The organism is Roseateles saccharophilus, assembly GCF_004342485.1.
Taxonomy (GTDB): Bacteria; Pseudomonadota; Gammaproteobacteria; order Burkholderiales; family Burkholderiaceae_C; genus Pelomonas; species Pelomonas saccharophila.
This window is the reverse complement of the sequence record NZ_SMBU01000004.1, coordinates 147,473-161,563: the sequence shown is the minus strand read 5'-3', so window position 1 is coordinate 161,563 and position 14,091 is coordinate 147,473. Positions and strand designations below refer to the sequence as shown.

Below are 14,091 nucleotides of genomic sequence, written 5' to 3'. Positions count from 1 at the left end.
GCCCAAGCTGCCCCCGATGCAAGAGAACACCCCTGATTTCGAAGACGACGACGGCTTCGACCGTCCCAGCAAGTCCCAGCTCAAGCGCGACATGACCGCGCTGCAGAAGCTCGGCGACGACCTGCTGGCCCTGCCCGAGAGCCGCTGGGAGCCCCTGGCCCTGCCCGAGATCCTGTACGACGCGCTGAAGGCAGCCAAGAAGATCACCAACTTCGAGGGCAAGCGCCGGCAGATGCAGTTCATCGGCAAGCTGATGCGCAAGGTCGACCCCGAGCCCATCCGCGAGGCGGTCGCCGCCTTCAAGCTGGGCCACGCGAAGGACAGTCTGAAGCTGCACCAATCCGAGCGCTGGCGCGAGCGCCTGGTGGCCAGCGACGAGGCGCTGCAGGAGTTCCTCGCTGAGCACGCCGACGTCGACATTCAGCAGCTGCGCAATCTGGTGCGCGCCGCGCGCAAGGACGCGGCCAACGTGCCCGAGAAACGCAGCGGCCGCGCCTTCCGTGAACTCTTCCAGTTCATCAAGGCCAGCGAGGGCGGCGCCGCGGATGAGGCCGGCGATGTCGAAGAGAGCGGCAATGAGTGAGGTGAGCTTCGAGCCGGTCCGCATCGGCATCGTCTCCATCAGCGACCGTGCGTCGACAGGTGTCTATGAGGACAAGGGTCTACCGGCCCTGAAGGACTGGCTGGGCGGCGCTCTGCTCAACCCGATCACGTTCGTGCCCCGCCTGATCCCCGACGAGCAGGCAGGCATCTCGGCGACGCTCGTCGAACTGGTCGACACCGAAGGCTGCGATCTCGTGCTGACGACCGGCGGCACCGGCCCCGCGCCGCGCGACGTGACGCCCGAGGCCACGCTGGCCGTGGCCGACCGCGTGATGCCGGGCTTCGGCGAGCAGATGCGCCAGATCTCGCTGCATTTCGTGCCGACGGCCATCCTGTCGCGCCAGGTCGCCGTCATCCGCGGCAGGAGCCTGATCATCAACCTGCCTGGCCAGCCCAAGGCGATTGCCGAGACGCTGGCCGGCCACGAGAAGGCCAGCGGCATCTTCGCCGCCGTGCCCTATTGCATCGACCTGATCGGCGGGCCCTATCTCGAGACCCGAGACGAGGTCTGCAAGGCCTTCAGGCCCAAGAGCGCACAACGCCCCGCGGCCGCCTGATCAACCCTGCGCGGCCACCGCGCCGAGCGCCGCCGGCGCGCGCATCGCGGCGGCCACTTCGTCCAGCCCGCGGTTGCTCGTCACGCAGAACTCGCCCACCTGGCGCCGGCCCGGCGCGCAGGGGCCGGCGTGCACGCCGACCCAGGCATTGCGGCCCGCGCGCTTGGCGGCGTAGAGGCCGAGGTCGGCGATGTTGACGACCTGCTGCCAGGTCTTCGTCTGCGGGCGTTCGAACTCGAAGGGCATGCAGGCGAAGCCGATGGAGCAGCTCACCGCCAGCGCGCTGCCATCGGCGAGCACGAAAGGTGTGTCGGCGATGGCAGCGCGCATGCGCTCGGCCAGCTCCTCGGCGCGCACGCGATCGGTGTCGCGGGCGACGGCCAGGAATTCCTCGCCGCCCCAGCGCACCAGATAGTCCGACTCGCGCAGCACGCCGCGCAGGCGCGCGCCGAACTGCACCAGCACGGCGTCGCCCACCGCATGGCCGTGGCGGTCGTTGATGCGCTTGAAGGCATCGATGTCCAGCAACAGGAAGACGCCGTCTGTGTCCAGCGGCTGTACGCCCGCCGCGCGCGTCTCCTGGGCGCGGCGCAGGCTGGCGGCCAGGTCGTGCTCGATGTGCTCGGTCAGGAAGCGGCGGTTGTGCAGGCCGGTCAGCGGATCGGTCACGCTGCTCATCTGCAGCTGGACCGACTTCTCCTCCAGCGCGTCGTGCAGGGCCTCCAGTTCGGCCGTGCGCTGCCTGACCTTGAGTTCGAGCTCGCGCTGGCGGTGGCGCAGCAGCCGTGTGCGCACCCGCACGGCGGCCAGCATCAGCAGGCCCAGGGCCAGCACCACGGCCGCACGGAACCACCAGGTCTGGTGCCAGGCCGGCAGCACGCGGATGGGCAGGGCCAGCTCGTGCTCGCCCCATTGCCCGTCGCGGTTGGAAGCGCGCAGGCGCAGGCGGTAGTCGCCCGGCGGCAGGTTGGCATAGGCCGCGAGGCGGCGCGTCGGGTCGGTCGCCACCCAGTCCGCGTCATAGCCCTCGAGCTTGAAGGCATAGCGGTTGCGCTCGGGAGCCGAGAAGTCGGTGGACGAGAACTCGACGGACAGCTTGTTGGCCTCGGGCACCACCGTCAGCGGTGCGTCCTCGGCCGGGGCGGGCACAGCCTGGCCGCCCAGCTTGATGTCGGTGACCAGCACGCGGGGGAGGTAGGTCCAGGCCTGCAGTTGATCCGGTTGCACGACGGTCATGCCCCCACCACCGCCAAACAACAGTTCGCCGCTCGCGGTGCGCGCGGCCGAGGCGGTCCAGTAGGTCGGGAAGACCACCCCCTCGGCTCGGCGCAGAGCCACCACGGCCAGGGTCTTGGCGTCGACGCGGGCCAGGCCGTTGTCGGTACTGGCCCAGACATGGCCGCGCAAATCGCTCAGCAAGGTGTTGACCGTGCTGTCGGGCAGGCCCTCGGTCACGCCCAGGCGCTGTGGCCGCGCGTCGGCGCCCTGCCCCGCTGCGGGCAGCACGTCGATGCCGCCGCCATAGCTGCCGACCCAGAGCCTGCCCTGCGCGTCGGCCAGCAATGCGGTGATGAAGCCGGCCGACAACGAACCCATCTGCACCGGCCCCGGCAACCACCGCACGACGCTGCGCCGGGCAGCATCGACGCGGTTCAGGCCGTTGCGTGTGCCGACCCAGAGCCGGCCCGGCGCCTGCCCGTCGCGTGCCAGCACGGTCACGCGCTGGTCGCTCAGGCCCGGCGCGGCCAGCGCGACGGCCTCGGCCTTGCCGCGCTTCAGGTCCAGCCGCCACAGGCCGTCCGCCTGGCCGCCGATCCAGAGGTCGTTGCCGTCCGCCAGCAGCACCCAGACCGAGGCCGCCGGGTCGCGGCCGGCGAGCGCGACGCGTGCGACGCGCCGCCCCGCGGCATCGGCGCGGTAGAGGCCGCGCTTGGTGCCGATGAAGAGGCCGCCGTCGGGCGCCGGCGCCATGACCAGCACGATGTCGGGCGGCAGCGCGGTCTCGGGGCGGCTCCCGTCGGGCCGCAGCGCGCCGACACGGGCACCCGCCGCGTCAAGGATGTCGATGCCGCTGTTGTGCGTGCCCAACCAGATGCGGCCGTCGGGCATGGGCTGTATCCAGCTGATTTCGGTGCCGATGAAGCGGGCGTCGAAGGCATTGCCGCCGTCGGGCGCGACGCCGAAGCGCGTCAGTACGCCGGCCTGGTGCGGGTCGTAGCGGCTCAGGCCGCGGTTGGTGGCCACCCAGATCAGGCCGGCGCGGTCGCGGTAGAGGGCACGCAGCGCGTTGTCGGCCAGGCTCATCGGCCAGGCCGGCACATGGCGGATGCGCCGCGTCCGCCCCTCAGCGAAGTCCACTGCGACGAGGCCCTGGGTCTGCGTCGCCACCCACATCTCGCCCGGCCTCACCTCGGCGAGGCCGGCGACCTGGCTGTCGCCCAGCAGGTCCAGGCTGTCGGGCGAGGCGGGCTCGTGCAATGCCACGGCCGGCGCGTGACCATCGTCCGGCAGCACGAAGACGCCATGCTGCTGGCTGCCGACCCAGATGCGCCCGGCGCTGTCCTGGCTCAGCACCTCGGGCTGGACCGTGCCGCCCGAGCCCAGCGGCACCGCCTGCAGCGGCCCGCCGCCCGGCTCGCGCCTGAACAGGCCGGCGGCACTGCCCAGCCACAGCACGCCTTTGCGGTCGCGCAGCAGCACCCGCACCTGGGTGCCGGCGGCTGCGGCCCAGCCCTGGCTGGCATGCTCGATGCGCCCGTCGCCGGCGGCCAGCCGGTCCAGGCCGCCCTCGGTGACGATCCAGAGCCCGCCCTCGCCATCGTCCAGCATCTGGCGCACGCTGACATGGCTGAGCCCGCGCTCGCCCCCGATCGGGTAGCGGACGAAACGGTCCGTGGCGGGCTCGTAGCGCAGCAGCCCGGCCGAGGTCGTGCCCACCCACAGCCGGCCGCGCGCATCGCTGAACAGGGCCTGCACATAGTTGTCGGGCAGGCCGCCCTCGCGCGTCGGGTCGGCCTGGTAGACGCGGAAGCGATAGCCGTCCCAGCGTGCCAGGCCACCGGGGCTGCCTATCCACAGGAAGCCCTGGCCATCCTGGACCAGCGCGGCCGCGATGGCATTGGGCAGGCCCTGGTCCTGCGTGATGTGCTGGAAGGTGATGTCGGCCAGGCGGGTCTGCGTGGGCTGCTGCGCGGCCGGGGCAGCCACAGCCAGCGAGATACCCAGCGCAAGGCCGCAGGCGATACGCCAGCCATTTGAAAGCCGCAATCGGAACTCGCTCGGAAGCACAGCAGGCCGTGGGAGTTGGGCCTTGCGGCCCGGAACCGGCAATTCTGCGGCACGGGCAGCGCCCCAGGTGCCAGATCGGACCGGCCCGAGTGGCTTATTTCTCTGCCGGCCGGCCCACGCGGCTCACTCCACGAGCCGGTTCATCTGCGCCGCGTCGAAGGCCTCGTCGCGCTGGGCGTCGTCGGGTACGCAATCGCCGACCGGCTTGCCCATCTGCGTCGACAGCTTGCACACGGCGCTCCACAGCAGCGCGATCTGGTGCTCGTGGCCGGAGGCGCTGTCGATGAGGCCGCGCATGGCCAGCGCGACCGGGTCGTCGCCCTGGGTCACGCCATAGGCCGAGAAGCCCATCTTGGCGGCGGCCTCCTCACGGGCCTGGTCGCTGGCGGCCTCGATGATGCGGGCCGGGTTGCCAACAGCCGTCGCGCCCGCCGGCACGGGCTTGGTGACGACGGCGCCCGAGCCGATGCGCGCGCCGGCCCCGACCGTGAAGCCGCCCAGCACGCTGGCATTGGCGCCGACGATGACGCCCGGGCCCAACGTCGGATGGCGCTTGGCGCCCTTCACGAGCGAGGTGCCGCCCAGCGTGACGCCCTGGTAGATGGTGCAGCCCTCGCCGATCTCGGCCATCTCGCCGATGACGATGCCCATGCCGTGGTCGATGAAGACCCTGCGGCCGATCTTGGCGCCGGGGTGGATCTCGATGCCGGTCAGGAAGCGGCCCCAGTGCGAGATCCAGCGCCCCAGCCACTTCCAGCCGCGCGTCCAGAACCAGTGGGCGCGGCGGTGCAGCCACAGCGCATGCAGGCCCGGGTAACAGGTCAGCACCTCCCAGGCCGTCCGGGCGGCCGGGTCGCGTTCGAGGATGAGGGCGATGTCTTCGCGCAGGCGCTGGAACATGGTGCGGCCAGGGGAGAAAGGCGCTTCAGTGTAGGCGCGGCTACCTAGAGCCTGCTGCATCTACGGTCTTGCTGATCTGCCGCGCGATGCCGCGCAGGATGTGGACTTCCTCGTTCGTCAGCGCGGCGCGGTTGAAGAGCTGGTTAAGGCGCGGCATCAGCTTCTTCGGCGCGGCGGGGTCAAGGTAGCCGATATCGGTCAGGGCTGCCTGCAGATGCTCAAGCAGGCCCTGCACGGCGCGGGCATCGGCCCGCTCGGGATCCGGTGTGCGCGCCTGCACGGCGAAGCCGCCGACGGCCTGGCGCAGGTCATAGGCCAGCAGCTGCACGGCCTGGGCGAGGTTGAGCGAGCCGTAGTCCGGGTGGGTCGGGATGCTGAGCACCGCGTGGCAGCGATAGACGTCCTCGTTGGCCATGCCGTAGCGTTCCGAGCCGAACACCAGGGCCAGGCGCGGTGCGGACGCGCGCGCGGCCAGCTCGGCGAACAGCGCGCGCGGCTCGTGCGTGGGCGGCCCGAAGTCGCGCGGCGTCATCGCGGTGGCGCAGGCGTAGTCGACGCCGTCCAGCGCCTCGGCCAGGGTCGGCACGACGCGGGCGCGGGCCAGGATGTCGGCGGCGCCGCTGGCCATCGCGACGGCCTCCTCGTGGCAGAGCACGTCCGGAAAGCGCGGCGCCACCAGCACGAGGTCGCCGAAACCCATCACCTTCATCGCCCGCGCCGTCGCGCCGACGTTGCCCGCGTGGCTGGTGTTGATGAGGATGAAGCGTGTGGATTCCACGGGTTTACTCGGGGTCAGCGGCTAGAATCGCGCGATTATCCGGGCCTTGCCTCAGTTCACTGGGCCGCCCCGCCGCTCTTTCCTCCCTGTCGACCCCTTCTTCCCAGCGAGTGCTACGCATGCTGCAAACGTCTCTCCATCCCATGCTCAATGTCGCCATCAAGGCGGCACGTGCGGCCGGCGCCATCATCAACCGCGCCTCGCTGGACCTGGAGGCACTGCGGATCAACACCAAGAGCCCGAACGACTTCGTGACCGAAGTCGACCACGCCTGCGAAGGGGTCATCATCGAGACGCTGCTGGGCGCCTACCCCGACCACGGCATCCTGGCCGAAGAGTCGGGCCGCACCCACGGTGCCAAGCATTCCGAGTACGTCTGGATCATCGATCCGCTGGACGGCACCACCAACTTCATCCACGGCCTGCCGATGTACTGCGTGTCCATCGCGCTGGCCCACCGCGGCGTCGTGCAGCAGGCCGTCGTCTACGACCCGACCCGCAACGACCTCTTCTACGCCACCAAGGGCCGCGGCGCCTTCCTGAACGATCGCCGCCTGCGCGTGTCCAAGCGCACCCGCATGAGCGACGCCCTCATCGGCACCGGCTTCCCCTTCCGCCGTGGCGACAACTTCAAGCGCTACGTGAAGATGTTCGAGGAGGTCATGCAGCACTGCGCCGGCCTGCGCCGCCCGGGCGCCGCGGCCCTGGACCTGTGCTACGTGGCCGCCGGTTACTACGACGCCTTCTTCGAGACCGGCCTGCAGCCCTGGGACATCGCGGCCGGCTCGCTGATCATTTCCGAGGCCGGTGGCCTGATCGGCAACTTCACGGGCGAGGCCGACTACCTGCACCAGCGCGAGGTCGTGGCCGGCAACCCCAAGATCTACGCCCAGCTCGTCACCATCCTGTCGCCCTACACCCGCGTCATCAAGGAGGACGAGGTGTCCGCCACCGCCAGCACGGCTCCGGCCGTCGAGGTCGCGGCCCCCGCGCCGGCGCCGAAGAAGCGCGGCCCCCTGCGCATCAAGAAGGACGAGCAAGGCGGCGACGCGCCGCTCTGACAGCCCTCCGCCCCGCAGCCGAAGCCCTCCCCGCGAGGGCTTCGTCGTTTTCGGCCGTGACGGAGTTGGCAACCATGGCATCCACGCGGCAAGCCCAGCGCCGGCGTGTGACTTGTGCACGGCCCACCCCCTTAACCGTGGGGGTTCCGCTGGCCAGAATGCGCGCTGCTCCTCGGCCACAAGCCGCCATCCAACAGATACCACCGACCGAAAGACCTGTCCGATGTTCGCCCGCTCCGCTATCGCCCTCGCCCTCGTCGCCGCTGCTTCCCTGGCTCATGCCGATGCCAAGGTCCTGAAGAAGGTGGCGCCGGAGTACCCGGGCGAAGCCGTGAAGAAGAACATCACGTCCGGCAGCGTGCGCGCCAAGATGAGCATTGCCGGCGACGGCAAGGTCTCGGGCGTCGAGGTCGTCGAAGCCGAACCTAAGCGCGTGTTCGACCGCGCCGCCGTGGACGCGCTGAGCCAGTGGCGCTTCGAAGGCACGGGCACGCCCCAGACCCACGAAGTCAAGCTCGTCTTCAAGTCGGAAGACTGAGATGCGCCCGAGCTGAGTCCCTGCGGACCCAGCGACGCGCATCGAAGGCCAGCCGGCCTGCAAGCCGGCTGGCATGAGCAAGCACCGAGGCCCGCATCGCGGGCCTTGCGCTTTTCCGGGGCAACTCACTCCGGTGACGCAGTAGCCGACACCAGGCCCGAGGCCTCCAGCGTGAAGCGCCAGCCTGCCTGCGCGTCGATGGCGCGGCCCAGCGGCTCGTACAGGGTCACCAGGGTGTCGGTCGATTCGCGCCAGCCGATGCCGGCGCGCCCCACGACCACCTGCCACCAGCGGCCATCCAGCCAGACGGCCAGTCGACGCACGTCCACGTTGGCGTAGCTGCTCAGGAAGATGTCACGGTCGCGCGCCTCGTCGCCCAGCAGCGGCAACTGCAACCCTTCGTCGCCGGCGGCGCCGGGCCCCAGGTCGGGCTGCCGCAGCGTGGTGCGCAGTATTCGGTCGGGGCTGTGCCCGTCCGCGAACTTCTCGGGGTCCAGCTTGGCGCCACCGCGGCGGTCGCGGTCATAGGCCTGGGCCAGCTCGCGCGCCAACGCCGCTGCGCCACTGCACCAGCCCGCATCGCTGCGGCAATGCTGCTCGGCCTGGCGCAGCCGGCCGTGCAGCTTCAACGCCAGCGTACAGGCCGGGCCGAAGGCCTTGCCGTCCCAGGTCGAGACGCGGTAATGCTGATCCAGCCCGATCATCGAATCGTGGCCGCCCACCACCAGCGCCGGCTGCCCCTGCACCGTAGCGAAGAAAGCCGACTGCGTGGTGCAAAGGCCCATGGGTTGCTCGACGGGGATAGGCGTGGCCAGCGGGCGCGCCGGCTGGCCGCTGCGGGCCTCCACCAGCACATAGGTCTGGCAGCCGGCACTGCCGGCCACCTGGTCCACCCGGTAGATGGGCGTACCGCGCAGCCGCTCAATGGACAACGGCTGGTCCGGCGTGGCGCTCACCGCTTGGCGCCAGCGCGGGTCGTCCAGCAGATCCTGCTCGACGGCCGTCAGCATTGCCCTTGGATGGCGTGGTTCGTAGCGCCGCAGCCAGGGTGCCAGCGGCTCCGGCGCGGCCCAGCCCGATTCCGGCAGCTTGCGCGCCTGGGCCGCCACCTCGGCGCAGGCCGATGGCCCGGCCTGCGCCGTGGCCGCCAGGCCCGCCAGCGCAAACGCTAAACCGCCCAACCACGCCGTGCGCGGCATCAAGGGTGTCGTCATGTCCTGTCCTTCATGCGGTGCCCGCTTAAACTGAGCCGCTGATTTGAGCCCTCCTTCGAGGGCTTTGCTATTCCTAGAAAACTTCGATGACCCAGCCCGCTGACTTCAGCGCCCACACGCCCATGATGGCCCAATACCTGGGCCTGAAAGCCGATTTCCCGGACACGCTGCTGCTGTACCGGATGGGCGATTTCTACGAGGTCTTCTACGACGATGCCCGCAAGTGCAACGCGCTGCTGGACATCACGCTGACCCAGCGCGGCCAGAGCGCCGGCCAGCCCGTCGTCATGGCCGGCGTGCCCGTGCATGCGCTGGAGAGCTATCTCGCCAAGCTCATCAAGCTGGGCGAAGCGGTGGCGATTGCCGAGCAGGTGGGCGAGGTCGGCGCCGGCAAGGGGCCGGTGGAGCGCAAGGTGGTGCGCGTCGTCACGCCGGGCACCATCACCGACACCGAGCTGCTGGCCGACAAGCAGGACGCCGTGCTGCTGAGCGTCTCGGCCCAGGGCCGCCGGCATGGCCTGGCCTGGCTGTCGCTGACCCAGGGCGAGATCGGCCTGGCCGAGTGCAGCGACGCCGAGCTGTCGGCCTGGATGGCGCGGCTGACGCCGGCCGAGATCCTGGTCAACCGCGAGGCCCAGCCGGCCGGCGTCATGCGCGCGCGCTGGCCCGTCACGAACCGGCCGGGCTGGCAGTTCGACGGCGCTTTAGGCCAGCGCAAGCTCTGCGAACAGCTGGGCGTGGCCAATCTGCAGGGCTTCAACGCGCACGAGCTGTCGCTGGCCCATGCGGCCGCGAGCGCCCTGCTGGCGTTTGCCGAGCACACCCAGGGCCGCGCGCTGGCCCATGTGCGCACGCTGCGCGTGCAGCGTGCCAGCGAACTGCTGGATCTGCCACCGGCCACGCAGCGCAACCTGGAACTCGTGCAGACGCTGCGCGGCGAGACCTCGCCCACCCTCTTTTCGCTGCTGGACACCTGCAAGAGCGGCATGGGCAGCCGCATGCTGCGCCAGTGGCTGCTGCACCCCAAGCGCGAGCGCGGCGAGGCCATCGCCCGCCACGACGCGATCGCGGCGCTGCAGGCCGAGGGCTTCGAGCCGCTGCGCGAGGCGCTGAAGTCGGTCAGCGACGTCGAGCGCATCGCCGCCCGCATCGCGCTGCGCCAGGTGCGCCCGCGCGAGCTGACCGGCATCCGCGCGACGCTGCAGGTGCTGCCGCAGCTGCGCGCCGTGACGCCGGCCGCACTGCGCGACGCGAGCCTGAACCCGCCGGCCGACATCCTCGAACTTCTGGAGCGTGCGATTGCCGCCGAGCCGGCCCTGCTGCCGCGCGACGGCGGCGTCATCGCCGACGGCTTCGACGCCGAGCTGGACGAGCTGCGCGGCATCCAGCAGAACTGCGACGGCTTCCTGCTCGACCTCGAGACCCGCGAACGCGCCCGCACCGGCATCGCCAATCTGCGCGTGCAGTTCAACCGCGTGCACGGCTTCTACATCGAGGTCACGCAGGGGCAGGTCGACAAGGTGCCGATGGACTACCAGCGCCGCCAGACGCTGAAGAACGCCGAGCGCTACATCACGCCCGAGCTCAAGGCCTTCGAGGACAAGGCGCTGTCCGCCAACGAGCGGGCGCTGGCGCGCGAAAAGCTGCTGTACGAGCAGGTCATCGACGCGCTGATCTCGCGTCTGGAACCGCTGGCCGCGCTGGGCCGTACGCTGGCCGGGCTGGACGCGCTGGCCGCGCTGGCCGAACGCGCCATCACGCTGAACTGGTGCCGGCCGGAGTTCGTCAGCCAGCCCTGCCTGGAGATCGAGGCCGGCCGCCATCCGGTCGTGCAGGCACGCCTGGCCGAGACCAGCGGCGCGGAATTCATGCCCAACGACTGCCGGCTCGACGCACGCACGCGCATGCTGGTCATCACCGGCCCCAATATGGGCGGCAAGAGCACCTTCATGCGCCAGGTCGCGCTGATCGCGCTGCTCGCCGCCATCGGCTCCTACGTGCCGGCGACGAGCTGCCGCCTCGGGCCGATGGACGCCATCCACACCCGCATCGGCGCGGCGGACGACCTCGCCAATGCGCAGTCCACCTTCATGCTGGAGATGACCGAGGGTGCGGCCATCCTGCATTCGGCCACCGACCAGTCCCTGGTGCTGATGGACGAGATCGGCCGCGGCACCTCCACCTTCGACGGCCTGGCGCTGGCCTCCGCCATCGCCAGCCATCTGCACGACAAGACCCGTGCCTTCACGCTGTTCGCGACGCACTACTTCGAGCTGACCGAGTTCCCGGCCAAGCATCCGATGGCGCAGAACTGGCATGTGTCGGCCGTGGAGAGCGGCGAGGACATCGTCTTCCTGCACGAGCTGCAGGCCGGCCCGGCCAGCCGCAGCTATGGCGTGCAGGTGGCCAGGCTGGCCGGTATGCCCGCCAGCCTGGTGCGCCAGGCGCGCGCGACGCTGGAGGCGCTGGAGGCGCGGCAGAACGCGGCCGACGACCAGTTCGACCTCTTCGCCGCCCCGCCCGCGCCACCGCCCCTGCCCGAGCTCAGCGAGCTGCGGCAGGCGCTGGACAAGGTCGACCCGGATACGCTGTCGCCGCGCGAGGCGCTGGAAGCGCTCTACAAGCTGAAGGCACTGGCCAAGGCATGACTCAGAAAACCATCGTCTTCTCGCACGCCAACAGCTACCCGGCCGGCTGCTACCGCGTGCTGTTCGAGCGCTGGCGCGCGGCCGGCTGGCGCGTCGAGGCGCTGGACCGCTTCGGGCACGACCCACGTTTCCCCGTCACCGGCGACTGGCGCCGGCTGCGCGACCAGCTCATCCACTTCATCGAGCACGATGTGAAGCCCGAGGGTCAGGTCGCCCTCGTCGGCCATTCACTGGGCGGCATGCTGAGCCTGATGGCGACCTGCCGCCGGCCCGACCTCGTGAGCCGGCTGGTGATGCTGGACTCGCCCGTCGTCGCGGGCATGAAGGCGGCCGCCATCGCCGTGGCCAAGACGACCGGGCTGATCCACCGCTATGGGCCCTCCAAGATCGCCCGGGAGCGCCGCCATGTCTGGCCCGACCGTGCCGCCGTGCACACGCATTTCGCGGCCAAGAAAGCATTTGCCCGCTGGGACCCGCGCGTGCTCGCCGACTATGTCGACGCCGGCTTCGAGGAGGCTCACGGTCAGGTCCAGCTGCGGTTCCGCCGCGAGGTGGAGGCCCACGTCTACCGCACCCTGCCCCATCACCTGCCGCTGCTGCTGCGCCTGCGGCCGCCGCAATGCCCGGTGGCCTTCGTCGGCGGCACACGTTCCAGCGAGCTGCGCCAGGCAGGCGCGGCGGCGTCAAAGAAGCTGGCCGGCGACAACTGGCGCTGGATGGAGGGCAGTCACCTCTACCCCTTCGAGAAACCGGAAGAGACGGCCGATTTGGTGCTCGACCTCCTGGGCTGATTCGAGCGCTCTCGTACAATCGCAATTTCCCACCACAGCAGCCTGTTCTGGGCTGCTGCAAGACATGACCAAATACGTCTTCGTCACCGGCGGTGTGGTGTCCTCCTTGGGCAAGGGCATCGCGTCGGCCTCCCTGGCTGCCATCCTCGAATCGCGCGGCCTCAAAGTCACCCTCATCAAGCTGGACCCGTACATCAACGTCGACCCCGGCACGATGTCGCCCTTCCAGCACGGCGAGGTCTTCGTCACCGATGACGGCGCCGAGACCGACCTGGACCTGGGCCACTACGAGCGCTTCATCACGACCCGGATGAAGAAGAGCAACAACTTCACCACCGGCCAGATCTACATGTCGGTGCTGGAGAAGGAGCGTCGCGGCGACTACCTGGGCAAGACCGTCCAGGTCATCCCCCACATCACCAATGAGATGCAGGACTTCATCCGTCGCGGTGCCGGCCAGGGCACGCCGGATGCGGTCGACGTGGCCATCGTCGAGATCGGCGGCACGGTGGGCGACATCGAGTCCCTGCCCTTCCTCGAGGCGGCGCGCCAGATGAGCCTGAAGGCCGGCCCGAACAATGTCGCCTTCGTGCACCTGACCTATGTGCCCTGGATCGCCGCCGCCGGCGAGCTCAAGACCAAGCCGACCCAGCACACGGTGCAGAAGCTGCGCGAGATCGGCATCCAGCCCGACGCGCTGATCTGCCGCGCCGACCGCCGCATCCCCGACGACGAGCGCGAGAAGATCTCGCTGTTCACGAACGTGCCCGAGTACGGCGTGATCTCGATGTGGGACGTGAACACCATCTACAAGGTGCCGCGCGTGCTGCACGAGCAGGGGCTGGACCAGCTGATCTGCACCAAGCTGCAGCTCAACACCAAGTCCGCCGACCTGAAGCGCTGGGACACCCTGGTTCACGAGGTCGAAAACCCCGCCGAGCAGGTCACCATCGCCATGTGCGGCAAGTACACCGACCTGTCGGACTCCTACAAGTCGCTGAACGAGGCGCTGCGCCACGCCGGCATCCACAACCATGCCGGCGTGAAGATCGAGTACGTCGACAGCGAGACGCTGACGCCGCAGACGGTCGGCGGTCTGGCCAAGTTCGATGCCATCCTCGTGCCCGGCGGCTTCGGCAAGCGCGGCGTGGAAGGCAAGATCCTGGCCGCCCAGTACGCCCGCGAGCACAAACTGCCCTACCTCGGCATCTGCCTGGGCATGCAGGTCGCGACCATCGAATACGCGCGCCACATGGCTGGCCTCGAGAACGCCAACTCCACCGAGTTCGACCCCGAGACGCCCCACCCCGTCATCGCGCTGATCGACGAGTGGCAGGACGCCGACGGCAGCATCCAGAAGCGCGACGCCAACTCCGACCTCGGCGGCACGATGCGCCTGGGCGCGCAGAGCTCCGACGTCAAGGACGGCACGCTGGCCCGCGACATCTACGGCCCCGTCGTCACCGAGCGCCACCGCCACCGCTACGAGGCCAACGAGCACTACCTCGACCGCCTGCAGCAGGCCGGCCTCGTCATCTCGGCCATCACCCAGCGCGAGAAGCTGACCGAAATGGTCGAGCTGCCGCGCGAGGTTCACCCCTGGTTCGTCGGCGTGCAGTTCCACCCCGAGTTCAAGTCCACGCCCTGGGGCGGTCATCCGCTGTTCACGGCCTTCATCAAGGCGGCGCTGAACCACAAACACCAAGCCTAATC

The 14,091-nt window shown here is 70.0% G+C and carries 11 protein-coding genes; 7 read left to right on the top strand and 4 right to left on the bottom strand.

What is annotated here, in order from left to right; genetic code table 11:
• Positions 1-16: 16 nt before the first annotated feature.
• A complete protein-coding gene (yjgA, locus tag EV671_RS05340; RefSeq protein ID WP_132570261.1) occupies positions 17-583 on the top strand; it encodes a ribosome biogenesis factor YjgA in 567 nt (188 codons plus the stop codon).
• Positions 576-1,160, top strand: a complete 585-nt coding sequence (gene mog, locus EV671_RS05335) for a molybdopterin adenylyltransferase (protein WP_132570260.1) — start codon at positions 576-578, stop codon at positions 1,158-1,160. The genes yjgA and mog overlap by 8 nt, the downstream gene beginning before the upstream one ends.
• On the opposite strand, the gene EV671_RS05330 is transcribed toward mog, so the two are convergent.
• From EV671_RS05330 to EV671_RS05320, 3 genes are all read right to left on the bottom strand, one after another.
• Positions 1,161-4,427: a ligand-binding sensor domain-containing diguanylate cyclase gene (locus tag EV671_RS05330; protein WP_165917476.1), complete on the bottom strand. Its 3,267-nt coding sequence runs from the start codon at positions 4,425-4,427 to the stop codon at positions 1,161-1,163.
• Positions 4,428-4,571: 144 nt separating this feature from the next.
• Entirely contained in the window at positions 4,572-5,348 is a 777-nt protein-coding gene (gene cysE / locus EV671_RS05325) for a serine O-acetyltransferase (protein ID WP_132570258.1), read from the bottom strand.
• A 40-nt stretch (positions 5,349-5,388) separates the two neighbouring features.
• Positions 5,389-6,126, bottom strand: coding sequence for an RNA methyltransferase (locus EV671_RS05320; protein ID WP_132570257.1), 738 nt, complete (start codon positions 6,124-6,126; stop codon positions 5,389-5,391).
• Between the two features lie 122 nt (positions 6,127-6,248).
• On the opposite strand from EV671_RS05320, the gene EV671_RS05315 reads away from it, so the two are divergent.
• Positions 6,249-7,187 (top strand): inositol monophosphatase family protein, encoded by a 939-nt coding sequence (locus EV671_RS05315; protein ID WP_132570339.1) that lies wholly within the window; start codon positions 6,249-6,251, stop codon positions 7,185-7,187.
• Between the two features lie 223 nt (positions 7,188-7,410).
• Positions 7,411-7,725, top strand: a complete 315-nt coding sequence (locus tag EV671_RS05310; RefSeq protein WP_132570256.1) for an energy transducer TonB — start codon at positions 7,411-7,413, stop codon at positions 7,723-7,725.
• Positions 7,726-7,850: 125 nt separating this feature from the next.
• Here EV671_RS05310 and EV671_RS05305 read toward each other — a convergent pair whose 3' ends face one another.
• Complete coding sequence (locus tag EV671_RS05305; RefSeq protein WP_132570255.1) at positions 7,851-8,939, bottom strand: hypothetical protein; 1,089 nt, start codon at positions 8,937-8,939, stop codon at positions 7,851-7,853.
• Positions 8,940-9,025: 86 nt separating this feature from the next.
• On the opposite strand from EV671_RS05305, the gene mutS reads away from it, so the two are divergent.
• The 3 genes from mutS to EV671_RS05290 all read left to right on the top strand — a co-directional run bounded on the left by mutS (position 9,026) and on the right by EV671_RS05290 (position 14,089).
• Positions 9,026-11,587, top strand: coding sequence for a DNA mismatch repair protein MutS (mutS, locus tag EV671_RS05300; RefSeq protein WP_243655589.1), 2,562 nt, complete (start codon positions 9,026-9,028; stop codon positions 11,585-11,587).
• On the top strand, positions 11,584-12,378 hold the full coding sequence (locus EV671_RS05295) for an alpha/beta fold hydrolase (RefSeq protein WP_132570254.1): 795 nt from the start codon (positions 11,584-11,586) through the stop codon (positions 12,376-12,378). The genes mutS and EV671_RS05295 overlap by 4 nt, the downstream gene beginning before the upstream one ends.
• A 64-nt stretch (positions 12,379-12,442) precedes the next feature.
• A complete protein-coding gene (locus tag EV671_RS05290) occupies positions 12,443-14,089 on the top strand; it encodes a CTP synthase (RefSeq protein WP_132570253.1) in 1,647 nt (548 codons plus the stop codon).
• Positions 14,090-14,091 lie beyond the last annotated feature (2 nt).